Source organism: Staphylococcus caprae (assembly GCF_003966625.1).
GTDB lineage: Bacteria > Bacillota > Bacilli > Staphylococcales > Staphylococcaceae > Staphylococcus > Staphylococcus caprae.
In genome coordinates, this window is record NZ_AP018587.1 from 1,381,855 (window position 1) to 1,408,233 (window position 26,379).

The 26,379-nt window shown below is 33.2% G+C and carries 27 protein-coding genes and 1 riboswitch; of the genes, 24 read left to right on the forward strand and 3 right to left on the reverse strand.

What is annotated here, in order from left to right:
• Positions 1–61: 61 nt before the first annotated feature.
• The 4 genes from JMUB898_RS06710 to gcvPB all read left to right on the forward strand — a co-directional run bounded on the left by JMUB898_RS06710 (position 62) and on the right by gcvPB (position 4,729).
• Positions 62–571 carry a shikimate kinase gene (locus tag JMUB898_RS06710; RefSeq protein ID WP_002443074.1) on the forward strand — a complete coding sequence of 170 codons (510 nt, stop codon included), beginning with the start codon at positions 62–64 and terminating at the stop codon, positions 569–571.
• Positions 568–719: riboswitch (glycine riboswitch) on the forward strand. It overlaps the preceding gene by 4 nt.
• 77 nt (positions 720–796) lie before the next feature.
• Positions 797–1,888, forward strand: a complete 1,092-nt coding sequence (gene gcvT / locus JMUB898_RS06715; protein WP_002443072.1) for a glycine cleavage system aminomethyltransferase GcvT — start codon at positions 797–799, stop codon at positions 1,886–1,888.
• Between the two features lie 17 nt (positions 1,889–1,905).
• Entirely contained in the window at positions 1,906–3,252 is a 1,347-nt protein-coding gene (gene gcvPA / locus JMUB898_RS06720; protein ID WP_002443070.1) for an aminomethyl-transferring glycine dehydrogenase subunit GcvPA, read from the forward strand.
• The gene (gene gcvPB, locus JMUB898_RS06725) at positions 3,245–4,729 is read left to right on the forward strand and encodes an aminomethyl-transferring glycine dehydrogenase subunit GcvPB (protein WP_002443068.1); all 1,485 of its coding nucleotides are present in this window, start codon (positions 3,245–3,247) and stop codon (positions 4,727–4,729) included. The genes gcvPA and gcvPB overlap by 8 nt, the downstream gene beginning before the upstream one ends.
• A gap of 246 nt (positions 4,730–4,975) precedes the next feature.
• On the opposite strand, the gene JMUB898_RS06730 is transcribed toward gcvPB, so the two are convergent.
• Positions 4,976–5,362 (reverse strand): rhodanese-like domain-containing protein, encoded by a 387-nt coding sequence (locus JMUB898_RS06730; RefSeq protein WP_002443066.1) that lies wholly within the window; start codon positions 5,360–5,362, stop codon positions 4,976–4,978.
• A gap of 160 nt (positions 5,363–5,522) precedes the next feature.
• Here JMUB898_RS06730 and JMUB898_RS06735 point away from each other — a divergent pair, with 160 nt between their 5' ends.
• Entirely contained in the window at positions 5,523–6,353 is an 831-nt protein-coding gene (locus JMUB898_RS06735; RefSeq protein WP_002443064.1) for a lipoate--protein ligase family protein, read from the forward strand.
• A 105-nt stretch (positions 6,354–6,458) separates the two neighbouring features.
• On the opposite strand, the gene JMUB898_RS06740 is transcribed toward JMUB898_RS06735, so the two are convergent.
• A complete protein-coding gene (locus JMUB898_RS06740; RefSeq protein ID WP_002443063.1) occupies positions 6,459–6,677 on the reverse strand; it encodes an SA1362 family protein in 219 nt (72 codons plus the stop codon).
• 13 nt (positions 6,678–6,690) lie between these two features.
• Positions 6,691–7,269 carry a hypothetical protein gene (locus JMUB898_RS06745; protein ID WP_049402082.1) on the reverse strand — a complete coding sequence of 193 codons (579 nt, stop codon included), beginning with the start codon at positions 7,267–7,269 and terminating at the stop codon, positions 6,691–6,693.
• A 103-nt stretch (positions 7,270–7,372) separates the two neighbouring features.
• Here JMUB898_RS06745 and JMUB898_RS06750 point away from each other — a divergent pair, with 103 nt between their 5' ends.
• From JMUB898_RS06750 to JMUB898_RS06840, 19 genes are all read left to right on the forward strand, one after another.
• Positions 7,373–8,434 (forward strand): M24 family metallopeptidase, encoded by a 1,062-nt coding sequence (locus tag JMUB898_RS06750; RefSeq protein ID WP_044466725.1) that lies wholly within the window; start codon positions 7,373–7,375, stop codon positions 8,432–8,434.
• Between the two features lie 26 nt (positions 8,435–8,460).
• Positions 8,461–9,018: an elongation factor P gene (gene efp, locus JMUB898_RS06755; protein WP_002443060.1), complete on the forward strand. Its 558-nt coding sequence runs from the start codon at positions 8,461–8,463 to the stop codon at positions 9,016–9,018.
• A gap of 160 nt (positions 9,019–9,178) precedes the next feature.
• Positions 9,179–10,201, forward strand: coding sequence for an N-acetyl-gamma-glutamyl-phosphate reductase (argC, locus tag JMUB898_RS06760; protein ID WP_044466724.1), 1,023 nt, complete (start codon positions 9,179–9,181; stop codon positions 10,199–10,201).
• A gap of 16 nt (positions 10,202–10,217) precedes the next feature.
• The gene (gene argJ, locus JMUB898_RS06765; protein WP_002443058.1) at positions 10,218–11,411 is read left to right on the forward strand and encodes a bifunctional glutamate N-acetyltransferase/amino-acid acetyltransferase ArgJ; all 1,194 of its coding nucleotides are present in this window, start codon (positions 10,218–10,220) and stop codon (positions 11,409–11,411) included.
• Positions 11,412–11,420: 9 nt separating this feature from the next.
• Positions 11,421–12,164 (forward strand): acetylglutamate kinase, encoded by a 744-nt coding sequence (gene argB / locus JMUB898_RS06770; protein ID WP_002443057.1) that lies wholly within the window; start codon positions 11,421–11,423, stop codon positions 12,162–12,164.
• Positions 12,161–13,306, forward strand: a complete 1,146-nt coding sequence (locus JMUB898_RS06775) for an acetylornithine transaminase (protein WP_126501957.1) — start codon at positions 12,161–12,163, stop codon at positions 13,304–13,306. The genes argB and JMUB898_RS06775 overlap by 4 nt, the downstream gene beginning before the upstream one ends.
• Positions 13,307–13,559: 253 nt before the next feature.
• Positions 13,560–14,033, forward strand: coding sequence for an acetyl-CoA carboxylase biotin carboxyl carrier protein (accB, locus tag JMUB898_RS06780; RefSeq protein ID WP_002443055.1), 474 nt, complete (start codon positions 13,560–13,562; stop codon positions 14,031–14,033).
• Positions 14,033–15,391, forward strand: coding sequence for an acetyl-CoA carboxylase biotin carboxylase subunit (accC, locus tag JMUB898_RS06785; protein WP_044466723.1), 1,359 nt, complete (start codon positions 14,033–14,035; stop codon positions 15,389–15,391). The genes accB and accC overlap by 1 nt, the downstream gene beginning before the upstream one ends.
• Before the next feature lie 11 nt (positions 15,392–15,402).
• Positions 15,403–15,765 (forward strand): Asp23/Gls24 family envelope stress response protein, encoded by a 363-nt coding sequence (locus tag JMUB898_RS06790; RefSeq protein WP_002443053.1) that lies wholly within the window; start codon positions 15,403–15,405, stop codon positions 15,763–15,765.
• Positions 15,766–15,977: 212 nt separating this feature from the next.
• Positions 15,978–16,364, forward strand: a complete 387-nt coding sequence (gene nusB, locus JMUB898_RS06795; protein WP_002443052.1) for a transcription antitermination factor NusB — start codon at positions 15,978–15,980, stop codon at positions 16,362–16,364.
• A gap of 18 nt (positions 16,365–16,382) precedes the next feature.
• Positions 16,383–17,720 carry an exodeoxyribonuclease VII large subunit gene (xseA, locus tag JMUB898_RS06800; RefSeq protein ID WP_002443051.1) on the forward strand — a complete coding sequence of 446 codons (1,338 nt, stop codon included), beginning with the start codon at positions 16,383–16,385 and terminating at the stop codon, positions 17,718–17,720.
• Entirely contained in the window at positions 17,713–17,943 is a 231-nt protein-coding gene (locus tag JMUB898_RS06805) for an exodeoxyribonuclease VII small subunit (RefSeq protein WP_037541476.1), read from the forward strand. The genes xseA and JMUB898_RS06805 overlap by 8 nt, the downstream gene beginning before the upstream one ends.
• Entirely contained in the window at positions 17,921–18,802 is an 882-nt protein-coding gene (locus JMUB898_RS06810) for a polyprenyl synthetase family protein (RefSeq protein WP_037541474.1), read from the forward strand. The genes JMUB898_RS06805 and JMUB898_RS06810 overlap by 23 nt, the downstream gene beginning before the upstream one ends.
• 264 nt (positions 18,803–19,066) lie before the next feature.
• On the forward strand, positions 19,067–19,519 hold the full coding sequence (gene ahrC, locus JMUB898_RS06815; protein ID WP_037541473.1) for a transcriptional regulator AhrC/ArgR: 453 nt from the start codon (positions 19,067–19,069) through the stop codon (positions 19,517–19,519).
• Positions 19,520–19,534: 15 nt separating this feature from the next.
• A complete protein-coding gene (gene recN, locus JMUB898_RS06820) occupies positions 19,535–21,211 on the forward strand; it encodes a DNA repair protein RecN (protein ID WP_002443041.1) in 1,677 nt (558 codons plus the stop codon).
• Positions 21,212–21,487: 276 nt separating this feature from the next.
• Positions 21,488–22,909, forward strand: a complete 1,422-nt coding sequence (gene lpdA / locus JMUB898_RS06825) for a dihydrolipoyl dehydrogenase (protein WP_002443039.1) — start codon at positions 21,488–21,490, stop codon at positions 22,907–22,909.
• 14 nt (positions 22,910–22,923) lie between these two features.
• Positions 22,924–23,922, forward strand: a complete 999-nt coding sequence (locus JMUB898_RS06830; RefSeq protein WP_002443037.1) for a thiamine pyrophosphate-dependent dehydrogenase E1 component subunit alpha — start codon at positions 22,924–22,926, stop codon at positions 23,920–23,922.
• A complete protein-coding gene (locus JMUB898_RS06835) occupies positions 23,915–24,898 on the forward strand; it encodes an alpha-ketoacid dehydrogenase subunit beta (RefSeq protein ID WP_002443035.1) in 984 nt (327 codons plus the stop codon). The genes JMUB898_RS06830 and JMUB898_RS06835 overlap by 8 nt, the downstream gene beginning before the upstream one ends.
• A 12-nt stretch (positions 24,899–24,910) precedes the next feature.
• Positions 24,911–26,233: a dihydrolipoamide acetyltransferase family protein gene (locus JMUB898_RS06840; RefSeq protein WP_002443033.1), complete on the forward strand. Its 1,323-nt coding sequence runs from the start codon at positions 24,911–24,913 to the stop codon at positions 26,231–26,233.
• The last annotated feature ends 146 nt before the right edge of the window (positions 26,234–26,379 follow it).

The window sequence follows — 26,379 nt, forward strand, 5'->3', positions numbered from 1 at the left end:
ACTTAGATATTTACTACAATAAAGTTATCGTTAATAAGTTAAAAAAGGCAGATTAAAATTGATGAAGAATAAAGTACCTATTATATTCATTGGCTTTATGGGCACTGGTAAAACAACTATTGGACAATATCTCTCTGAATTACAAAATTTAAGTTATGTTGATTTAGATCAATACATTGAATTAAATGAAGAGAAATCAATTCCAGATATTTTCAATGACAAAGGCGAGCATGAATTTCGCAAATTAGAATTTAAGTATTTAAAAGAGTGTCTAGATATTTTTGATATTATCTCAACAGGTGGAGGTATAATTGAGAATAGCGACTCATTAGCACTACTTAAAATGCAAAGACATGTTATCTGGCTAGATTGTAATATCGACGTTATTTATCGTCGCATTGTGAGTGATCCACATAGACCAAACGCCAAAAACAAGACGCTTGAACAACTAAATGCCTTGTATTTATCAAGGATTTCAAGATATAATGAAATCGCATTCATCAAGGTGAATAGTGGACTTACAGTTTCAGAGATTTATGAGGAAATTATAGAAAAATTATCTAGCGATTGATCAGTATTAGAGAGAATAAAGTAAAATATAATGTAATATTCTAGTTAATGTTTTTAGAATATTGTTAAAATTTAACTTTATCGCCGAAGGTGCAAGTTATATCAAATTATATAACGAAACTCTCAGGCAAAAGGATAATACTGTAACGCGTTCCTGGATGGATTATTTAAACAGGGTAGCTTTTAAGCTATTCTGTTTTTTTAAATATTTATAGGAGGTTTTCAAATGACTGAAGAATTAAAAAAGACGCCTTTGTATCAAAATTATATAGATAGCGGTGCAAAAATAGTTGAATTTGGTGGATGGGCGATGCCTGTTCAATTTTCAAGTATTAAAGAAGAGCATAATGCTGTTAGATATGAAATAGGTTTATTTGATGTAAGCCACATGGGCGAAATAGAAATATCTGGTAATGAAGCCTTTCAATTTGTTCAATATATCTTATCAAACGATGCGAACAACCTTACAGATAATAAAGCAATGTATACTGCTTTATGTAATGAAGAAGGTGGCATCATTGATGATTTAGTTACATATAAATTAGCAGATGATCGATTTTTATTAATTGTTAATGCAGCAAATACTGACAAAGATTTTAATTGGATCTCTAAACAGAGTGAAAATTTTGATGTTAAGGTTAATAATACTTCTGATGAATATGGTCAACTTGCTATACAAGGACCTAAAGCAAGAGACCTTGTTAACGAAAATGTAGATATCGATGTTAGCGATATGAAAATGTTTGAGTTTAAACAAAATGTCGATTTATTTGGTAAAAAGGTAATTCTTTCTCAATCAGGCTATACAGGCGAGGATGGTTTTGAAATTTACTGTAAATCTGAAGACACAGTGGATATATGGAATCAATTACTCAAACATAATGTAGTTCCATGTGGATTAGGTGCTCGTGATACATTACGTCTTGAAGCAGGTTTACCATTACATGGTCAAGATTTAACTGAATCTATTACACCTTATGAGGGTGGAATTGCATTTGCAGCGAAACCACTTATCGAAGACAACTTTATAGGTAAATCAGTACTAAAAGACCAAAAGGAAAATGGTTCTACTAAACGAACTGTTGGACTAGAATTACTCGACAAAGGTATTGCGAGAACGGGTTATGAGGTACTAAACCTTGAGGGTAATCAAATCGGAGTAGTAACTTCAGGTACTCAATCTCCTTCATCAGATAAATCAATTGCTTTGGCTATTATCGATAGAGATGCATTTGAAATGGGAAAAGAAGTGCTTGTTCAAGTTCGTAAACGACAAGTTAAAGCTAAAATTGTGAAGAAAAATCAAATTACTAAATAAACAGAGGGGTGTAAATAGTGAGTCATCGTTATATACCTTTAACAGATCAAGACAAGCAAGAAATGCTAGATACTATTGGAGCAAAATCAATTTCAGAATTATTTGGTGATGTCCCAGCCGATATTTTATTAGATAGAAATTTAAATATTGAAAAAGGTGAAGCAGAAACAAGTTTAGTTAGAAGACTTAACCTTCTTGCGAACAGAAATATCACAAAGGAAACACATGCATCATTCTTAGGCGCTGGTGTTTATGATCATTACACTCCCGCTGTTGTAGATGCGATGATTTCTAGATCAGAGTTTTATACTGCTTATACACCATACCAACCAGAAATTTCTCAAGGTGAGTTACAAGCTATTTTTGAATTTCAAACTTTAATTTGTGAATTAACAGAAATGGATGTTGCAAACTCCTCAATGTATGATGGTATGACAAGTTTTGCGGAAGCTTGTATTTTAGCATTCAGCCATACTAAAAAGAACAAAGTCGTTGTTTCAAAGGGATTACATTATCAAGCATTACAAGTCCTCCATACTTATGCTAAAACACGTAAAGAATTTGAAGTGGTTGAAATCGACCTAGATGGAACAATTACAGACTTAGAAAAGTTAGAACAAGCTGTTGATGATGATACAGCTGCTGTAGCCGTTCAATACCCAAATTTCTACGGCTCAATTGAAGATCTTGAAAAAATAAACAACTTTATTAAAGATAAGAAAGCATTATTCATCGTATACGCCAATCCACTCGCTTTAGGCTTATTAACACCTCCCGGAGCTTTTGGCGCTGACATCGTCGTAGGGGATACACAACCTTTCGGTATTCCTACACAATTTGGTGGTCCACATTGTGGTTATTTTGCTACAACTAAAAAATTGATGCGTAAAGTACCTGGTCGTTTAGTAGGACAAACTAAAGATGAAGAAGGCAATCGTGGCTTTGTATTGACGTTACAAGCTAGAGAACAACATATTAGAAGAGATAAAGCTACTTCAAATATTTGTTCTAACCAAGCATTAAATGCTTTAGCTTCTTCTATTGCAATGTCAGCATTAGGTAAACAAGGTATCTATGACATAGCAGTTCAAAATTTAAAACATGCAAATTACGCAAAAAATCAATTTAAAGCTCAAGGATTTGAAGTTTTAGATGGTAATTCATTTAATGAATTTGTAGTTAAATTTGACGAACCAATCAAAGAAGTAAATTTAAAATTAGCGGATGAAGGTTATATCGGTGGCTTTGATTTAAGTGAAGTATCAGGTGATTTCAAGAATCATATGCTTGTAGCCGTAACCGAATTAAGAACCAAAGATGAAATTGATACATTCGTTCAGAAAGCTGGTGAATTAAATGGTTAGAAAATCAAGCCCACTTATCTTTGAAAGATCTAAAAAAGGAAGATATGCATATTCATTACCCCAAAGTGATATTGAGGACATTTCAATTTCTTCTGTTTTAGATGATAAATTTGTTCGAAAAGAGAAAGCTGAGTTTCCAGAAGTTGCAGAACTCGATTTAGTTCGTCATTACACTGAACTTTCAAATAAAAACTTTGGTGTTGATACAGGTTTTTATCCTCTAGGATCGTGTACAATGAAATACAATCCTAAAGTAAATGAAAAGGTTGCTAGAATACCCGGATTTAGCGAATCCCATCCACTTCAAGAAGAGGAACATATCCAAGGTTCTTTAGAAATTATTTATAGTTTGCAAGAAGAATTAAAAGAAATCACTGGAATGGATGAAGTAACGCTACAACCAGCTGCTGGTGCACACGGTGAATGGACAGCTTTAATGATTTTCAAAGCGTATCATGAAAACAATGGTCAAGGCCACAGAGACGAGGTCATCGTACCAGACTCTGCACACGGTACAAACCCAGCTTCAGCATCTTTTGCTGGATTTAAATCAGTAACAGTTAAATCAAACGAACGTGGCGAGGTTGACATTGAAGATTTAAAACGAGTGGTTAATGACAACACTGCTGCGATTATGTTAACCAATCCAAATACTTTGGGTATTTTCGAGAAAAATATTATGGAGATTAGAGAAATCGTTCATGAAGCTGGTGGATTACTTTACTACGATGGCGCGAACTTAAACGCAATTATGGATAAAGTTCGACCTGGCGACATGGGATTTGATGCAGTTCACTTAAACCTACACAAAACGTTTACCGGACCTCATGGCGGTGGCGGACCTGGTTCTGGACCAGTTGGGGTTGTTAAAGAACTAGCCAGTTACTTACCTAAACCAATGGTTATCAAAGATGGAGATTTTTATAAATATGATAATGATATTCAAAATTCCATCGGTAGAGTGAAACCATTCTATGGTAACTTTGGTATTTATTTAAGAGCTTATACTTATATTAGAACAATGGGCGCAGAAGGACTCAAAGAAGTTTCAGAAGCTGCAGTACTCAATGCAAATTATATTAAAGCACGTTTGAAAGACCATTTTGAAATTCCTTATGAACAATATTGCAAACATGAATTCGTGTTAAGTGGAAACAAACAAAAACAATATGGTGTACGTACTTTAGATATGGCTAAAAGGTTACTAGACTTTGGCGTACATCCACCAACAATCTATTTCCCACTCAATGTTGAAGAAGGCATGATGATTGAACCGACAGAAACAGAATCTAAAGAGACATTAGATCACTTTGTAGATGCACTTATTCAAATTTCTGAGGAAGCCAAAGAAAACCCAGATATAGTACTGGAAGCACCACATACTACTATCATTGATAGATTAGATGAAACTACAGCAGCACGTAAACCAATTCTTAAATTTGAAGAATTAAAAGAAGAAAAGACTATCGAACACTAAATAAATAGGGGAAGCGTTGCCCCTAAAAAGTTAAAGCCAATAAATGAATTTTTAAATCAAGTTCATTTATTGGCTTCTTCTATAATCAAATACTGGATTTTTCTCTTATCTTAAAGTATCACTTAATCCAAGTTCACAACGAACTTTGTATATTCAAATAGATATAAAGATACCCTCGAAAATGATGACATTGTCATATCATCTTCGAGGGTAAATTTTAATTCACGGATAAATGTTATCGTAAAATTATTTTTTCGATTTAATTTTACCTGTCCATTTTTTATATCCGCCTTTTAGCATATAGATATCTTTAAATCCATTTTTTCTTAATATACGAGCGGCACGATAACTTGCAATTCCATTTGCATCACATAAATAAACAGGTTGGTCTTTTCTTAATCCTTGATAACGTTGTTTAAAAATTGTGATTGGAATGTTTCGTGCACCATTAATATGTCCATAATCATAATCCACTTTTTCCCTAACATCTATTACTTGAGCTTTTCTCAAGCCTTTGTGGAATTCATTTTGGTCTAATTCTTTTACAGCTCGTTTATTAAAAATCTGTTGGACGACCATATATGCAATGATAATCACTATGATTCCAATTGCAATGTACAAAGAGATACTCATCTTGCATCCTCCCTAATTAACCGATATTATAATTATAAGACTGTTAGGGCAATTTATCAAAATATTTTTACGTGTGAGTTTATGTTTTAATCATATAATCTTAATATACATAGATATACTTAATGGTTTAGATTGCAAACATTTTGTAAGGGGTTTTTTTATGACTGAAACTTGGAATTTTATCAATACAGGTAGCCAAGATCCATATTACAATATGGCTATGGATGAAGCACTGCTTAATTTTGTTTCAAGAGGAGAAATTGATCCTGTAATACGATTTTATACATGGGATCCTGCAACACTTTCAATAGGCTATTTCCAAAGACTACAAAAAGAAATAGATATTGAAAAAGTTAAAGAAAAAGGATTTGGTTTAGTTCGACGTCAAACTGGGGGTAGAGGCGTTTTACATGACAAAGAATTAACTTATAGCGTTATTGTACCTGAATCTCACCCAAATATGCCTTCAACTATAACTGAAGCTTATCGTGTAATTTCTCAGGGTTTGCTTGAAGGATTCAAAAATTTAGGTTTTGAAACTTATTTTGCTGTACCTCGTTCAAAAGAAGAACGTGAAAAATTAAAACAACCAAGAAGTTCCGTTTGTTTTGATGCACCAAGTTGGTATGAATTAGTTGTAGAAGGTAGAAAAATTGCTGGAAGTGCTCAAACAAGACAAAAAGGGGTTATCTTGCAACACGGGTCTATTTTACAAGATATTGATATAGACGAGTTATTTGATATGTTTATTTTTAAAAATGACCGATTAAAAGCAAAAATGAAAGAGGCTTTTGTAGAAAAAGCGGTAGCCATCAATGACATATCAGAAAAGCACATCACTTTAGAAGAGATGGAACAAGCATTTGAAGAAGGGTTCAAGACTGGGTTAAATATTGATTTCAAACCGTTAAAACTCTCTGACCAACAAATGGCTGAAGTCAAAGAATTAGAAGAAAAGTATCGTTCTGACGAATGGATGTATCGAAAATAAAATTATAATAATAAAAAAGCATTGAAGTTGATTGTTCTACATGTATTTCACCCTCAAATTTACTTTGAAAAGGGAACATGGAATTAACTTCAATGCTTTTATATACTAATGTTTCTTGTTTCTTCGTTTATATTTTCTTGCAGCTCTTTTATATTTTCTTTGGTCTTCTGTTAAAAAGAAGAAGTAATATATAAGATAAATGATTAACGCTATCACTGCAAAACTGATTAAAGTTTTAACAATAGAAAATAGAAATTCATCTAAATTCATGATTAAACCAAAAGCAGCTATTGCTAAAACGATATAAAAAATGATATGACGCATTTAAAAACTCCTATTAACTTATATTGGAACTTACAGTCGCAAGTTTTTGCTGACCTTTTTTAATTTGTTTACTATCTTTAGATTGATAGCCATTTCGGATTTTATCCATAGCACTAGATAAATCTTTATCAAATTTACTGATTTCTTTTCTTTTTTGTTTATCTTCTTCAGATTTTGAATCACTATCTATAGAACTTTTATATTTAGAATATGCTTCATCAATTTCATTTGAAATTTTATCTAACTTATCCTGTACATCTTTCTTACCTTTATTCTTGGAAACGTCAGACTCAACATTTCTATAATCACCAATCGCATTAGCGATTTTATCATAATAATCAGAAGATGCTTTTAAATTTTTTATTTTTAATTTATTAGAGGACGTTTTTTTACTATTTTCTTTATCTTGTTGTAATCCAGCAATTTTTGATTTTTGGTTACTTATATCTTCATTAAGTTGCTGTATATCTAACTTAAGTTGGTGGTTATTATCTCGTAATTTAGTGGTTTTATCCTCTAAGGGTGCCAAATTTTGGCTCCCACAACCCGCTAACAAACAAGATGCTCCAAGCACTAATATAAACTTTTTCATTGTATTCTCCCTAAACCAAAAACTATTATTCTCATTATTAATTATGCTATCATTTTAATGTATAAAATAAAAATGTACAAACGTTAACATAGGAGTGATATAAATGAATAAATTGGAACAAGTTCATGAAATCTTAAATCATAAACGTTTGGATGCAATGATTGTTTTGTCTGATTTCAACAGAAGATATCTTTCAGGATTCACTGGTACAAGTGGTGGGTTAATTATCACGCATAATAAGAATTATCTGGTTACTGATTTTAGATATATTGAACAGGCGACTAAACAAGCTCCAGAATTTGAAATAATCAATCGCCAAAATGGTTTAATCACAGAAATTAAACATATATTAGAACAAGCACAATTATCTAATATTGGATTTGAAGGCCATCATATTAGTTATGATACATATGTTGAATTAAATAAAGGGATGATTACCTTAATTAGTATTTCTGATTCTATCGATAAAATTAGAGAAGTTAAAAGTGAAGAGGAAATTAAACTGATACAAAAAGCTGCAGAAATTGTAGACAAAACGTATGACTATATTTTAACTGTAGTAAAAGTGGGTATGAGCGAAAGAGAAATCAAGGCATTGCTTGAAAGTAAAATGTTAGAATTAGGTGCAGATGGACCATCTTTTGATACAATAGTAGCATCAGGATATAGAGGTGCCTTACCACACGGTGTTGCAAGTGATAAACTTATCGAAAAAGGCGATATGATTACATTAGATTTCGGAGCATACTATAGAGGTTATTGCTCTGATATTACACGAACGTTTGCGGTAGGAGAACCTGATCCTAAGATGAAAGAGATTTACAACATCGTGTTGTCATCACAAATTAAAGCGATTAATGAAATTCGCCCTGGAATGACTGTTCAAGAAGCCGATGCATTATCAAGAGATTACATCGACGCACATGGGTTTGGTCAAGAATTTGGTCATTCATTAGGGCATGGCATTGGTTTAGATATTCACGAAGGACCATTATTATCTAAAAATAGCACAGGCGAGTTACAAGTCAATAACTGTGTTACAATTGAACCCGGTATTTATGTCGATGGTCTTGGTGGCGTTAGAATTGAAGATGACATTTTAATTACGGAAAATGGCTGTGATGTCTTTACTAAATGCACAAAAGACCTTATTATTTTAGAGTAAGCGCGTATAATTGAGGAGGAGACTGAATGATTTCAGTAAATGATTTTAAAACAGGCTTAACAATTTCTGTAGATAATGGAATTTGGAAAGTAATTGATTTCCAACACGTAAAACCAGGAAAAGGTTCAGCATTTGTTCGTTCAAAATTACGTAATTTAAGAACAGGTGCAATCCAAGAAAAAACATTTAGAGCTGGCGAAAAAGTTGAACAAGCGATGATTGAAAATCGTCGTATGCAATACTTATACGCTGATGGCGATAATCATATTTTCATGGACAATGAAACATTCGATCAAATCGAATTACCTGGCGACTACTTAAAAGATGAATTAAACTATTTAAAAGCAAATATGGAAGTTCAAGTTCAATCATATGAAAGTGAAATCATTGGAGTTGAACTACCTAAGACAGTTGAACTAGAAGTAACTGAAACAGAACCAGGTATCAAAGGTGATACAGCTACAGGTGCAACTAAATCTGCAACTGTGGAAACTGGCTATACTTTAAATGTACCTTTATTCGTTAATGAAGGTGATATTTTAGTAATTAATACTGGTGACGGAAGTTACATTTCAAGAGGATAACTTTTAATACTTTATAATTTTCCAACCCCTAAAGGCTGCATCCATAGATGTAGTATACTTTAGGGGTTTCTTTTGTGATGTATATTCATTCAATTTTAACGTTGTAAAATAGTATAATATATGTATAATATTACATAATAATACATAAAGGGGTTTAAATATGCACATATCTATTGTTGGTATTACAGGTTATTCAGGTTTAGAACTATTACGCTTAGCACTCAATCATCCACGTATCACTGTTGCTTCGATACATGCTACTAAAGAGATTGGTAAATCAATCTCTGATATCTTTCCACATTTAAAAGGGATATGTGACTTAAAAATAGAACCGTTTAATAGTAGTTATATTATGAATCAATCTGAGATAGTATTTTTCGCTACACCAAGTGGCGTTGCTAAAAATTTGTCACGAGATTTCGTAGAAGCAAATTTTCCTGTCATTGATTTATCAGGGGACCATCGTTTAAGTCCTGATCTATATGAAAATTGGTATCATAAAACACCTGTCGACAAAGACATTCAGACTCAATTTGTTTATGGTTTAGCAGAATTTACTGACTTAAATCATCAAAAGTTCATTGCAAATCCTGGATGTTATGCGACTACAACTGAACTGGCTTTAATTCCTTTAATAAAAAACCGCCTAATTGATATCGATTCTATTATTGTGGATGCAAAGAGTGGATTGTCTGGAGCAGGAAAAGCATTATCGAACATCTCACATTATGTAAATGTTAATAATAATTACACTACATATAAGTTAAATGCGCACCAACACATCCCAGAGATTATTCAAGCGTTAAAAATTTTTAATCCAAATATACAGAATATTCAGTTTTCTACATCTTTATTACCACTTAACCGAGGCATTGTCGCAACAATTTATTGTCGACTTAATAGAGACTCCAACCTTGAAGATGTTAGAAATGCTTATTTAAAAATATACGAAGACAAACCTTTCGTAAGAATTAAAGAATCAATTCCAGAATTACATGATGTTGTTGGTTCCAATTATACAGATATTGGCTTTCAATATAACAAACACACACAAGTACTCACAATTGTTTCTGTTATTGATAATTTAATAAAAGGCGCAGCAGGTCAAGCTCTACAAAATTTAAATTTAATGTACGGCTTTAATGAAACAGAAGGTCTTGAATCTTCTCCATTTTATCTATAGTTAGGTGGTATGAAATATGAAAGTGATTGAAGGTAATATTGCTAGTCCATTAGGTTTCTCAGCCGACGGACTTCATGCAGGATTTAAAAGAAAGAAATTAGATTTTGGATGGATAGTATCAGAAGTCCCTGCCAATGTTGCGGGTGTTTTTACAACTAATAAAGTCATCGCAGCACCTCTTATTTTAACTCAATCTTGTATTGAAAATGAAGGTCAAATGCAAGCAATTGTCGTTAACTCTGGAATAGCTAATTCTTGTACTGGTGAACAGGGACTACGAGATGCTCAAACAATGCAACAATGGGCTGCTGAAAAACTACATATTAAAAAAGAATACGTCGGTGTAGCTTCTACAGGTGTCATCGGTGAAATGATGCCAATGAATATTCTTGAAAATGGTTTTTCAAAACTGGTTATCAACGGTAATGCTGATGATTTCGCAAAATCAATATTAACTACTGATAAAGATACAAAAACGTGTGTTGTTACAGAAACATTTGATAAAGATATCGTGACGACGGCAGGTGTTGCAAAAGGTTCTGGAATGATACACCCAAACATGGCTACAATGCTAGCATTCATTACTTGTGACGCAAACATATCTACCCAAACACTTCAACAAGCGCTTAGCGAAATCGTACAGATCACATTTAATCAAATTACTGTAGATGGAGATACCTCAACAAATGATATGGTCATTGTCATGTCAAACGGATGTACAAATAATAAAGAAATTTTACCTAACACATCTGACTATACTAAGTTTAAAGCTATGCTTTTTCATGTTATGCAAGATTTAGCAAAAAAGATTGCAAAAGATGGGGAAGGCGCAACCAAATTAATAGAAGTCAATGTCACAGGTGCACAAAATTCTGAATCAGCACGTATGATAGCTAAATGTATCGTAGGGTCGAGCTTAGTTAAGACTGCTATTTTTGGCGAAGATCCTAATTGGGGAAGAATTATTGCTGCAGCAGGATACGCAGACACAACTTTCAATCCTAATCAAATAGATATTGCAATAGGAAACATTACCGTGCTTTCTAAATCTACTCCAATCCATTTCGACAAAGAAGAAATGCAAGATATCATGAGTAAGGATGAAGTCACTATACATATGAACCTCAATGGTGGTCAATGCGAGGGAAAAGCTTGGGGATGCGACTTGTCATATGATTATGTAAAAATTAATGCATTATATACAACATAGGAGGGCAACATGAAGAATATTATAGTCATAAAAATTGGAGGTATAGCTACTGAAAATTTGAACTCGGAGTTTATAGAACAAATTGTAAAATGGCATGAACAAAATAAGCAAATGATTATAGTTCATGGAGGAGGTTTAGTGATTAGCCAAACCCTTCAAGAACATAATCATACAACTCATAAAATAAATGGCATTAGAATTACTCCTAAAGAAGACTTACCTTTGATTTATCACGCTTTAGTGGATAAAGTAGGCAAACATCTTATCCATCAATTGAAAATGACCAACTTAAATATCGTTCAATGTACAGATATTTTAAAAGACTTAGTCAAAGCCCAATTTCTGAATAAAGATTTGTATGGATATGTTGGAAAAGTAAAAGAAATTAACATTGATATCCTCAAAACAATCACCTCTCACAATGCAATTCCAGTGTTAGCAAGTTTAGGCGTCAACGACAATGATGAATGGTTAAATATTAACGCCGATTATTTGGCAACTTCATTAGCAATAACTTTGAAAGCTAAACAACTCATCTTAATGACTGATGTACCTGGAGTAATTGAAAATAATTCCGTCATAGATACGTTAACAATCCATCAAGCAAAAGATAAAATTCGAGATAATATTATTAAAGGTGGCATGATACCGAAAGTAGAAAGTGCTATCCATACTGTCCAATCAGGTGTAGCACGGGTGATGATTAGTAACAACTTGAAATCAGGTACGATAATCAGAGGTGATATAAAATGAGCTATCTATTTAAAAATTACTTGCGTGCAAATATAGAATTTATTAAAGCAAATGGCAATGAGTTAATCGATCAAACTGGTCGTTCATATATTGATTTCTCATCAGGAATTGGCGTAACCAATTTAGGATTTAACGAAGATGTAAAAAAAGCCGTAGAACAACAATTACAACTCATTTGGCATTCGCCAAATATTTACAAAAGTCAGCTACAAGAAAAAGTTGCTGAAAAATTAATTAGAACTGATGACTATGTGGCATTCTTTTGTAATAGTGGAACTGAAGCGAACGAAGCAGCGATTAAGCTTGCTCGAAAAGCGACTGGCAAAACGGAAATCATTGCTTTTCATCAATCTTTTCATGGACGTACATATGGATCAATGTCAGCTACTGGTCAAGATGCGATTAAATTAAATTTTGAACCTGTCGTCCCAGGATTTAAATTTGCTGAATTCAACAATTTCTCTTCATTTAAATCTTTAGTCACGAAGGATACAGCAGCAGTAATGCTCGAACTTATTCAGGGGGAATCTGGTGTAATGCCTGCAAACAAAACCTTCATTCAACAATTGGTAGAATTTTGTAACCAACATCACATACTAGTAATTATAGATGAAATTCAAACAGGTATAGGCAGAACTGGAAAGTTATTTGCGTATGAGCACTATGATATAATTCCTGATATCATCACTTTAGCTAAAGGTTTAGGTAATGGCATACCTGTAGGTGCACTACTCGGTAAAAGAAATATTAGTGGTGCGTTTGGTTATGGTAGCCATGGTACAACTTTTGGTGGCAATAGACTAGCAATGGCGGCAGCACTTAAAACGCTAGAAATTGTTAATGATTCAAATTTTCTAGAAAGTGTTTATCATAAAGGTCAATATTTATTAAATTGTTTAAATAAAGCTTTCATCGATCATCCACGTGTAACTGATATTCGTGGAAAAGGATTAATGATAGGGATAGAAACGACATGCAATATTAACGAAATAGTTTCTAAAGCAAGAACAAAAGGTTTAATTGTTTTAACTGCCGGCACAAATGTAATCCGTCTTTTACCACCTTTAACAATTACAAATGAACAAATTGAAGAGGGCGCTTCAATTCTTAAGGAAAGTTTTAATGAACTGGACTTAGAATAATAACTATGAGTTATGCAATAAATAAGAAATTGCCCAATTATACCTTAAGACTGAAGAAATCATGCGCATTGTTGTAATATTTATAATTTAATGCGTAAATGCTTCAGTCTTTTAATTTTGGTTATCCTTTTCCAAAATAATAAGTTATTATGCTAGTTATCCATGTCTCATCGTATGAACATGCTTGAATTGAGTGATTTACTCAAGTAAAATAGACGGGTAGAAGAAAACAAACCTAAGGAGTCAGTACGAAATGAACTTTAAAGAAATAAAAGAATTAATTGAAATTCTTGATCAATCTAACTTAACAGAAATAAATATTGAGGATAATAAAGGTAGCGTAGTAAATCTTAAAAAAGAAAAGGAAACTGAAATTATTACGCCACAAGTCGCTCAACAACCAGCTCAACAAATTGCTCAACCACAAGCGGCACCACAACCTCAAGTGTCAGCTGATGCAGGGAATGATACACAAGAATCAGCTAGTGATAATTACGAAACAATCAATGCACCGATGGTAGGTACATTCTATAAATCACCATCACCAGAAGAAGATGCTTATGTTCAAGTAGGGGACAAAGTTTCAAATGATTCAACTGTATGTATTTTAGAAGCAATGAAATTATTCAATGAAATTCAAGCTGAAACATCAGGTGAAATCGTAGAAATTTTAGTAGAAGACGGACAAATGGTAGAGTATGGCCAGCCGTTATTTAAGGTGAAATAATGAATAAGATTTTAATTGCTAATCGTGGTGAAATTGCTGTTAGAATTATTCGAGCAGCTCACGATTTAGGTATTCAAACAGTAGCGATATATTCTGAAGGAGATAAAGACGCATTACATACTCAAATTGCTGATGAAGCTTATTGCGTCGGACCTACTTTATCTAAAGATTCTTATTTGAATATACCTAATATCTTATCTATAGCAACTTCTACTGGCTGTGATGGTATCCATCCTGGTTATGGCTTTTTAGCTGAAAATGGAGACTTTGCAGAATTATGCGAAGCGTGTCAACTTAAATTTATAGGACCTAGTTATCAATCTATTCAAAAAATGGGAATTAAAGATGTAGCTAAAGCAGAAATGATTAAAGCGAACGTTCCTGTTGTTCCAGGAAGTGAAGGACTTATTCAAAGTATAGATGATGCTAAGAAAGTCGCTAAAAAAATTGGATATCCTGTAATCATTAAAGCAACTGCAGGTGGCGGCGGTAAAGGGATTCGCGTGGCACGTGATGAAAAAGAACTTGAAACTGGCTACCGTATGACCCAACAAGAAGCTGAAACTGCTTTCGGTAATGGTGGTTTATATCTTGAGAAATTCATTGAAAACTTTAGACATATAGAAATACAAATTATTGGAGATAGTTATGGTAACGTCATTCACTTAGGGGAACGTGATTGTACAATACAACGTAGAATGCAAAAATTAGTTGAAGAAGCACCTTCTCCAATTCTTAGCGAAGAAAAACGACAAGAGATGGGTAATGCTGCTGTAAGAGCTGCAAAAGCTGTCAATTATGAAAATGCTGGTACAATCGAATTTATTTATGACCTTGATGATGATAAATTCTATTTCATGGAAATGAATACACGTATTCAAGTAGAACATCCAGTTACTGAAATGGTTACGGGTGTGGATTTAGTTAAGTTACAATTAAAAGTAGCTATGGGTGAAGCTTTACCATTTAAACAAGAAGAAATTACTATTAATGGTCATGCAATAGAATTTCGTATCAATGCTGAAAATCCATATAAAGACTTTATGCCTTCACCTGGTAAAATCACTCAGTATCTAGCACCAGGCGGTTTCGGAGTAAGAATCGAATCAGCATGTTATACTAATTACACAATACCACCGTATTATGACTCCATGGTAGCTAAACTCATCGTACACGAACCTACGAGAGATGAAGCAATTATGACTGGTGTTCGAGCTTTAAGTGAATATTTAGTACTAGGGATAGATACAACTATTCCATTCCATTTAAGACTTTTAAATAATGACATATTTAGAAGTGGCGAATTTAACACTAAATTCTTAGAGAAATATAATATTATGAGTGATAATCAATCATAGGAGGTTATAGAATGGTCAATGTAGCAGATTATTCTCAATCTAATCTAGGAAAAATTGAAATTGCACCCGAAGTATTATCTGTTATCGCAAGTATTGCGACATCAGAGGTTGATGGAATTACAGGCCATTTTGCTGAATTAAAAAAGACAAATTTAGAAAAAATTAGTCGCAAGAACCTCTATAGAGATGTAAAAATTGAAGCTAAAGATGATGGTATTTATATAGATGTATACTGTGCACTCAAACATGGCGTGAATATATCTAAAACGGCAAAGAAAATTCAAGCTTCAATTTTCAATTCAATAACGACTATGACAGCAATTGAACCAAATCAAATTAACATTCATATTACACAAATCGTTGTGGAAAAATAAATAAATTTTAATGCGGAAGTGGGTCGAAAATATAACATAGGAGAATTAATTTTGTTATCCCACATCCAACGGCAAGGATGGCTAGAATTGAGTGCAGCTCGCTTTAAGCACACTTTCAATTCAGACATATCCGCCACAATATAAATAAGGCTGAGATAATAAATGATGTCCCAGCCTTATTAATTATATTAATACGTTTGAAGGAGTAAAATATGAGTCGTAAAGAATCTAGAATTCAAGCTTTTCAAACTTTATTTCAATTAGAAATGAAAGATACAGATTTAACAATTACTGAAGCAATTAATTTCATTAAAGATGACCATCCAGAATTAGATTTTGATTTTATTCATTGGTTGGTTACAGGTGTTAAAGACCATGAATCTGTTTTAGATGAAAAAATTAAACCACATTTAAAAGATTGGTCTATTGAACGTCTACTTAAATCCGATCGCATTATTCTTAGAATGGCGACTTTTGAAATGCTACATAGTGACACACCGGAAAAAGTGATTATCAACGAAGCTGTAGAACTAACTAAACAATTTAGCGACGATGATCACTACAAATTTATCAATGGTGTTTTAAGTAATATAAATTAATTAAAATGAGTGATATTTATGACTGAATATTTAAGTGTTTCTACTCTAACTAAATACATCAAATATAAATTTGATCAAGATCCTCATTTACAATCTGTTCTATTAAAAGGAGAACTTTCAAATTTCAAGAAACATTCAAGTGGCCATTTATACTTTAATGTTAAAGATAAAGAGTCTGTGATTAGTGCAATGATGTTCAAAGGAAATGCTTCTAAATTAGGTTTCGAACCCAAAGAGGGGGACGAAGTACTATTGGAAGCTCGAGTCTCTGTTTACGAGAGAAGAGGTAACTATCAAATTTATGTGAATAAAATGCAACTTGATGGAATAGGAAACTTATACCAAAAGTTAGAAGAACTCAAAAAGAAACTTGCTAAAGAGGGATATTTTGATAATAATATCAAAAAACCTATACCAAAGTTTCCTAAGAAAATAGCTGTACTCACTGCAAGTACTGGTGCTGCAATTAGAGATATTCATTCTACAATTAACAGTAGATATCCCTTAGTGGAACAAATTCAAATTAGTACCTTAGTACAAGGAACTCAGGCTAAAGAAGATATCATCGAAAAAATTCAATATGCCGACTCTCTAAATGTAGATACCATTATTGTTGGTCGTGGCGGTGGTTCAATTGAAGATTTATGGAATTTCAATGAAGAAGAGGTTGTTAAAGCAATCTATCAATGCGCAACACCAATCATTTCAGCAGTAGGACATGAAACTGACTTTACTTTAAGTGATTTTGTGGCAGATGTCAGAGCGGCAACACCAACTCAAGCCGCCGTTATCGCAACACCAGATCAATATGAATTAATGCAACAAATTAAGCAGTATCAATTCTCGTTGACGCGATTTATCAAACAATACATTGAGCAACAAAAGAAACAGTTAAGTCATTTATCATCCTATTATAAATTTAAACAACCTTCTTTATTGTATGATCAACAGATTCAAAAACGTGATGATTTGGAAAAGCAACTGAAACAAATCACACTCACAAACATTGAAAGACAACACCAGCATCTTAAGTTATTAAGACAAAGTTTTAATTTAAAAATACTCAGCCAACATATTAACCAGGATAAACAAAATATTTCACAACTTCGTTCTCGAATGTCTCAAAAAATAAACAATGATTTATCCAAAATGAAAGCAGATTTAAAAAATAAAATTGAAAATCTTAATAATTTAAGTCCTACCAATACAATGTTACGTGGTTATGCAATTGTGAATAAAGATGATAAGGTTGTTACAAGCACACATGATATATCAGAAAATGATTCAATTTCTTTAACAATGAAAGATGGAAATGTCGACGCAATTGTCAAGAAAGTAAGGTGTAATGATGAGTAAAGAAAAGCAAAGTTTTGAAGAAATGATGCAAGAATTAGAAAGCATTGTTCAAAAACTAGATAATGAAACTGTCTCTTTAGAAGAGTCACTAGATTTATATCAACGAGGAATGAAATTATCAACTGCTTGTGATTCAACTTTAAAAGATGCTGAAAAGAAAGTGAATAAATTAATGCAAGAAGAAGCTGAGGATCAAGAAAATGAAGAAGCCGACAATGAATAATTTAATTGAACAAATTAATACTAAATTAAATCAGTCAATTCAAAATTCATCATTAAACACTGATTTAGAAGAAAGCATGATGTACTCTCTTCAAGCAGGCGGCAAAAGAATTAGACCCGTTTTATTATTATTAACACTTAATATGTTAAAAGGTGACTATGATAAAGGGGTACAAAGTGCCTTAGCACTTGAAATGATTCATACTTACTCCTTAATTCACGATGATTTACCTGCAATGGATGACGATGACTATCGCCGCGGTAAACTAACCAATCACAAAGTATACGGTGAATGGAAAGCAATATTAGCTGGAGACGCACTTCTAACAAAAGCTTTTGAATTGGTTTCTAACGATGAATTAATTGAAGATAAAGTTAAAGTCAAATTAGTACAAAGGTTATCTAAGGCAAGTGGTCATCTAGGCATGGTAGGCGGTCAAACTCTAGACATGCAAAGTGAAAATAAAACGGTTGATTTAACTACTTTAGAAGCGATCCATAAAGCTAAGACTGGCGCATTACTTACTTTTGCAGTAATGGCTGCAGTTGATATCGCTCAAGTCGATCAAGAGACATCTGATCACTTAGAAAAATTTAGTCAACATTTAGGGCTGATGTTCCAAATCAAAGATGATTTATTAGATGTTTATGGTGATGAAGAAAAACTTGGAAAAGCTGTTGGAAGCGACGAAACGAATCATAAAAGCACTTATGTTTCATTGTTAGGAAAAGAAGGCGCAGAAGATAAATTAGATTATCATATGAAACAAGCATTATATTGTCTAGATTGTTTACCATCACAATTTGACACTGCTCAATTAAAGGAAATTGTAGATTTATTTTATAATAGAGATCATTAAGATTAATGAACGATTGATGAAAAATTGCATCAATCGTTTTTCTTTTTATCCTAACTTTATACGCATATACAAAAAATATTCATAAATTAATTTTTATACAAACGGCTGGACTTTACTTTTAAAAAGTTTAAATTTTACAATAAATACTGTTATCATGCCAAAGAAAAAATATAATAAAGTAATAGATAAATAGTGTTTAGTAGTAGTTATGAGATGCATGTGTTAAAATCATTGTATAAATATTCGTAACTAGAGGTGTTTATTGTGCCAAAAAAATCGGTTAGACATATAAAAATTAGAGAGATTATTTCAAACGAACAAATAGAGACACAAGATGAATTGGTAAAACGATTAAATGAGTATGATTTAAACGTGACACAAGCGACAGTTTCAAGAGATATTAAAGAATTACAATTAATCAAAGTTCCAGCACCATCAGGTCAATATGTATACAGTTTACCTAATGATAGAAAATATCATCCATTGGAGAAACTTGGAAGATACCTTATGGACTCCTTTGTTAATATTGAAGGAACTGGAAACTTACTTGTACTTAAAACACTTCCAGGTAACGCACAATCAATTGGAGCAATTTTAGACCAAATTGATTGGGAAGAAGTACTTGGTACGATTTGCGGCGACGATACATGTTTACTCATCTGCCGTGATGAAGAAGCTAGTGAAGAGATTAAAACACGAATTTTCAATTTATTATAAGGATGCGATGAATTTATGTTACAAACCTTATCAATAAAGCAATTTGCGATTATAGATGAACTTGAAATTCATTTTTCAGATGGATTAACCGTATTAAGTGGTGAAACTGGATCAGGTAAATCCATTATTATTGATGCAATAGGACAATTAATCGGTATGCGTGCATCTTCAGATTATGTGCGTCACGGAGAAAAGAAAGCCGTTATTGAAGGTATATTTGATATAGATGAAAGTAAAGATGCCATTTCAATTCTTGAAAATTTATCTATAGATGTGGATGAAGATTTTCTTCTAGTAAAAAGAGAGATATTTAGTTCAGGTAAAAGTATTTGTCGTATCAATAATCAAACTGTAACGCTTCAAGATTTGAGAAAGGTAATGCAAGAACTATTAGATATACACGGCCAACACGAAACGCAATCTTTGCTTAAACAGAAGTATCATCTTAAATTGTTGGATGATTATGCTGAAGATCAATATTCTAATTTGTTACATCAATATCAGGATGTTTTTTCAAAATATAAAGATAAAAGAAAAGAATTAGAAGAGTTGGAATCGGCAGACCAAGCATTATTACAACGACTTGACCTAATGAAATTTCAATTTGAAGAGCTTACTGAAGCTTCACTTAAAGAAGACGAAGTTGAACAACTCGAAACCGATATAAAACGCATTCAAAACTCTGAAAAGTTAAGTTTAGCTCTAAATAGTGCACATCAAGTACTTACTGACGAAAATGCAATTCCAGATCGATTATATGAATTGAGTAACCACTTACAATCGATTAATGATATTGTTCCAAAGAAATATGAAAAATTAAAAGAAGACGTCGATCAATTTTACTATATTCTTGAAGATGCAAAGCACGAAATTTACGACGAAATGGCTAACACTGAATTTGATGAACAAATACTTAACGACCTTGAATCTAGGATGAATCTTTTAAACAACCTTAAACGTAAGTATGGAAAAGATATATCTGAACTCATTGCATATCAAGGTAAATTAGAAGAGGAAATTAATAAAATTGAAAATTACGAACAAAGCACATCACAACTTAGAGAAGAAATCAGTCAACTTTATAAAGAAGTATTTGAAGTAGGCAAAGAACTTTCTAAAGAACGGAGACGTGTTGCAAGAGAATTACGCGACCATATTGTTTCAGAAATTCAAAATTTACAAATGAAAGATGCTAATTTAGAAATTTCATTCAAACCACTTGATGAACCTAATCAAGAAGGTATAGAATTTGTAGAATTTTTAATTAGTCCGAATAAAGGAGAACCTTTAAAAAGCTTGAATAAAATTGCTTCAGGTGGCGAATTATCTAGAATTATGCTTGCACTAAAAAGTATTTTTGTTAAATCACGCGGACAAACAGCGATACTATTTGATGAAGTCGATTCAGGCGTTTCTGGACAAGCGGCACAAAAAATGGCAGAAAAAATGAGAGATATTGCCGAATATATACAAGTCATTTGCATTTCTCACTTACCACAAGTTGCTTCAATGAGTGATCATCATCTTTTAATCAGTAAAGCTTCTAATGACGATAGAACAACAACCCAAGTTAAAGAACTATTAGAAGATGATAGAATTGACGAAGTCGCACGTATGATTTCAGGCGCTAGCGTCACTGAATTAACTAGAGAAAATGCTAAGGAAATGATTGCCCAAAATCATCAATCCTAAATGTAGAAAGTTCTCAAATTTTAATTTTGAACACATTATCCTAAAACAATTGTCATTAAAGATATTCAAAAATTTCATTATTTTTAAATGTATTAACAATGCAAATTGATGTAGAATAGGAAAGTATTATTTTTTATTAGCACCTTGATAGTTACATTTTATTAAATTTGTAAACGTATCAATGTCTAAATGAGCAAATCTATTAGGGGACTAAAATGCACTGATGAGCAATTGTTCTTGCATATTTAGTCTTCTAAGTATTTAAGGAGTAAGACCATGTCAGAAAAACAATATGATTTAGTCGTCCTTGGTGGAGGCACTGCCGGATACGTTGCGGCTATTAGAGCCTCACAATTAGGTAAAAATGTTGCAATCGTTGAAAAATCTTTATTAGGTGGCACATGTTTGCATAAAGGCTGTATACCTACTAAATCGTTATTAAAATCTGCTGAAGTACACCATACAATTAAGAATGCCACATCATTCGGTATTGATGTAAATGATTTTAATATTAATTTTGAAAACATTTTAAAACGTAAAGATGCCATTGTAAGTCAAATGTATCAAGGTGTTAATCAATTAATGCAACACCATCATATTGACGTTTATAACGGCACAGGAAGAATACTTGGAACATCAATTTTTTCTCCTCAGAGTGGAACAATCTCTGTAGAATATGACGATGGCGATTCTGACTTAATACCAAATCAGTTTGTACTTATCGCTACAGGTTCCACGCCTAAGTCGTTACCTTTTATTGATTTTGATCATGAACGTATTCTATCTAGTGATGATATTTTAGCATTACAAGAACTACCTGAACATTTAGCTATTATAGGCGGGGGAGTCATCGGTTTAGAATTTGCATCTCTTTTAAATGATTTAGGAACAAAAGTAACAGTGTTTGAAGCAAACGAACGTATATTGCCAACTGAAAGTAAGCAAATCGCATCCACATTGAAGAACGAATTAACACAACGTGGCGTGACATTCCATGAAGATGTTCAACTCGATGAAAATAGTATTCAAAAAGACGATGATGGTGTTACAATTCATTTTGGAGATAATCAAATCCATGTAGAGAAAGTTTTAATATCTATAGGGCGACAACCCAATACACACGATATTGGCTTAAATAACACTAAAATTAAAACAAACGAAGCAGGTCATATCCTTACAAATGAATTTCAACAAACGGAAGATAAACATATCTATGCTGCTGGCGATTGCATAGGTAAACTTCAACTTGCGCACGTTGGCTCTAAAGAAGGTATGGCAGCAGTAGAGCACATGTTTGAAGGGTCACCTATACCTGTTGATTATGACCTGGTACCAAAATGTGTATATACGTATCCAGAAGTTGCCTCTATAGGTAAGAATTTAGAACAAGCTAAAGCTCAAAATATTAAAGCACGTGCTTATAAAATACCATTCAAAGCTATTGGTAAAGCAATGATAGACGATATTGGCGAGCAAAAAGGCTTTTGTGAAATGATTATTAATCAAGAAACAGATGAAATTATTGGTCTTAATATGATTGGACCTCATGTAACAGAATTAATTAATGAAGTTTCATTGTTACAGTTTATGAATGGCTCTTCTTTAGAACTTGGTTTAACCACACATGCACATCCTTCTTTATCAGAAGTATTAATGGAACTAGGTCTAAAAGTAGAAGATAGAGCGATTCACGTATAGTAGGAGGAAAAAAGATGATTGATTATAAGTCTGTAGGCCTTACAGAAGAAGACCTCAAGAATATGTATAAATGGATGGACTTAGGAAGAAAAGTAGACGAAAGATTATGGCTACTGAATCGCGCAGGCAAAATCCCCTTTGTAGTTAGCGGCCAAGGTCAAGAAGCAACTCAAATAGGCATGGCATACGCCATGAAAGAAGGAGACATTTCTTCACCATATTATCGAGATTTAGCGTTTGTTACATACATGGGTATTACGCCATTAGATACAATGCTCTCTGCATTTGGCAAACGAGATGATATCAACTCTGGTGGTAAACAAATGCCTTCTCATTTTAGTCATAGAGAAAAAGGAATCCTATCGCAAAGTTCACCAGTCGCAACACAAATTCCTCATTCTGTCGGTGCAGCACTAGCGTTAAAAATGGATAAAAAACAAAACATCGCTACTGCTACAGTAGGGGAAGGAAGTTCAAACCAAGGCGATTTCCATGAAGGACTTAACTTTGCTGGTGTACATGATTTACCTTTTATTTGCGTGATTATTAATAATAAATATGCCATTTCTGTGCCAGATTCTCTTCAATATGCAGCAGAAAATTTATCTGATCGTGCATTAGGATATGGTATGCACGGAGAACATGTCGATGGCAATGATCCTATTGCCGTTTATAAAGCAATGAAAGAAGCTAGAGAACGTGCGTTAAATGGTGAAGGTGCAACTTTAATAGAAGCTGTTACCTCTCGTATGACACCACACTCTTCAGATGACGATGATAAATATCGTACTCAAGAAGAACGCGATTCGTTAAAAGAAGGCGATTGCAATCTTAAATTCAAAGCGTATCTACTCGAAAATAACATTATCGATGAACAATGGTTATCTGAGTTAGAACAAGAACATAAAGATATCATTAATAAAGCAACTAAGACTGCTGAAGAAGCGCCATATCCTTCAACTGAAGAAGCATATGCATATGTCTATGAAGAAGGAGTGCAAGACAATGACTAAATTATCTTATTTAGAAGCCATTCGACAAGCTCATGACTTAGCTCTCGAAAAAGATAAAAACACATTTATTCTTGGAGAAGATGTTGGTAAAAAAGGTGGCGTTTTCGGCGTAACACAAGGTTTACAAAGTAAATATGGAATTGAACGCGTGATTGATACACCACTCGCAGAATCTAACATTATTGGAACTGCTATAGGTGCTGCGATGATAGGTAAACGTCCTATTGCTGAAATTCAATTTGCTGATTTTATTTTACCGGCAACGAACCAAATTATTAGTGAAGCCGCTAAAATGAGATATCGTTCTAATAATGATTGGGGTTGTCCTATTACAATAAGAGCACCATTTGGTGGTGGCGTGCACGGTGGATTATATCACTCACAAAGTATTGAAAGCATTTTTGCTTCTACGCCTGGTTTAACAATTGTTATTCCTTCTTCACCATATGATGCTAAAGGCCTTTTATTATCATCGATTGAATCTAATGATCCAGTATTATATTTTGAACATAAAAAAGCATACAGATTCTTAAAAGAAGAAGTTCCTGAAGCATATTACACAGTGCCACTAGGTAAGGCCGATGTTAAAAGACAAGGTGATGACATAACAGTATTCTGTTATGGTTTAATGGTTAACTACTGTTTACAAGCGGCTGATATTTTAGCAGAAGATGGTATTAATGTGGAAGTAGTAGACTTAAGAACCGTCTATCCACTTGATAAAGAAACGATTATTGAACGCGCAAGTAAAACAGGTAAAGTCCTTTTAGTAACAGAAGATAATCTAGAAGGTAGTGTAATGTCAGAAGTCTCAGCAATCATTGCTGAACATTGTCTATTTGATTTGGATGCGCCAATCATGAGATTAGCGGCACCTGACGTTCCATCTATGCCATTTTCACCTGTCCTCGAAAATGAAATTATGATGAGTCCTGAAAAAATACAAGATAAAATGCGAGAATTAGCGGAATTCTAAGGAGGGTGTCAATTGGAAATTAAAATGCCTAAATTAGGTGAAAGTGTACATGAGGGTACTATTGAACAGTGGTTGGTTTCTGTTGGAGATGAAGTAGGCGAGTATGAGCCACTTTGTGAAGTTATTACTGACAAAGTGACTGCCGAAGTTCCATCTACAGTATCAGGCGTTGTAACTGAACTCATTGTAAATGAAGGCGAAACGGTGAATGTTGATGCTGTCATTTGTAAAATTGATACCGGTGAAGAAAAAGACGAATCTGAATTAAGTCAAACCGATGAAACTCAACCTGAAAATGATGGCGCACGTAACGAGGCGACACAAAGAAAGCAATCAAGTGATAATAAAGATCAAAAAGAAGAATCTTCTGTGAAACCGAAAAATAATGGTCGTTTCTCACCCGTTGTATTTAAGTTAGCATCTGAACACAATATCGATTTAACTCAAGTACAAGGTACTGGGTTCGAAGGACGTGTAACTAAAAAAGATATTCAACATGCCATTGAACATCCTGAAACAGTTAGCCGCTCAAACGAAACTGAAACTAACAACGAAGAGAAAAATAGCAGTACTCAATTTTCAAATGAAACAACGCATCAATCACAAAGTCAAAACAATCAAAGCCCAACATATAATCAAGGTAGTACAATTCCAGTTAAAGGCGTACGTAAAGCTATCGCTCAAAATATGGTGACAAGTGTGACTGAGATACCACACGGTTGGATGATGATTGAAGCAGATGCTACAAATTTAGTTAAAACAAGAAACCATCACAAAAATGCATTCAAGCAAAATGAAGGTTATAATTTAACATTCTTCGCTTTCTTCGTTAAAGCAGTTGCAGATGCATTGAAAGCACATCCGTTACTCAATAGTACATGGCAAGGCGAAGAAATCGTTATTCATAAAGATATAAATATATCCATCGCGGTTGCAGATAAAGACAAGTTATATGTTCCAGTCATCAAACACGCTGATGAAAAATCTATCAAAGGCATTGCACGTGAAATCAATGATTTAGCTAACAAAGCACGTCATGGACAGCTTACGCAAAAAGATATGGAAGGCGGTACATTTACTGTCAATAATACAGGTTCGTTTGGTTCTGTATCTTCTATGGGTATTATTAACCACCCTCAAGCTGCGATATTACAAGTTGAGTCTGTGGTTAAAAAGCCCGTTGTCATCGATGATATGATTGCAATTCGAAATATGGTTAACTTGTGTATTTCAATAGATCATCGAATCCTAGATGGACTACAAACTGGCCAATTTATGAACCATATTAAAAAACGTATTGAACAATACTCAATTGAAAACACTAATATTTATTAAGTAATTGGCTATAATGATAAATATTTAATCTCAAATTGGGAGGTTTCTCCCAAAATACTAGTTCTAAGAGAACAAGACACAAACGTTTAGGATTTAGGTGAAATCGAACTCGTTATGTCTAAGCCTCTTAGAACTTTTTTATGTTT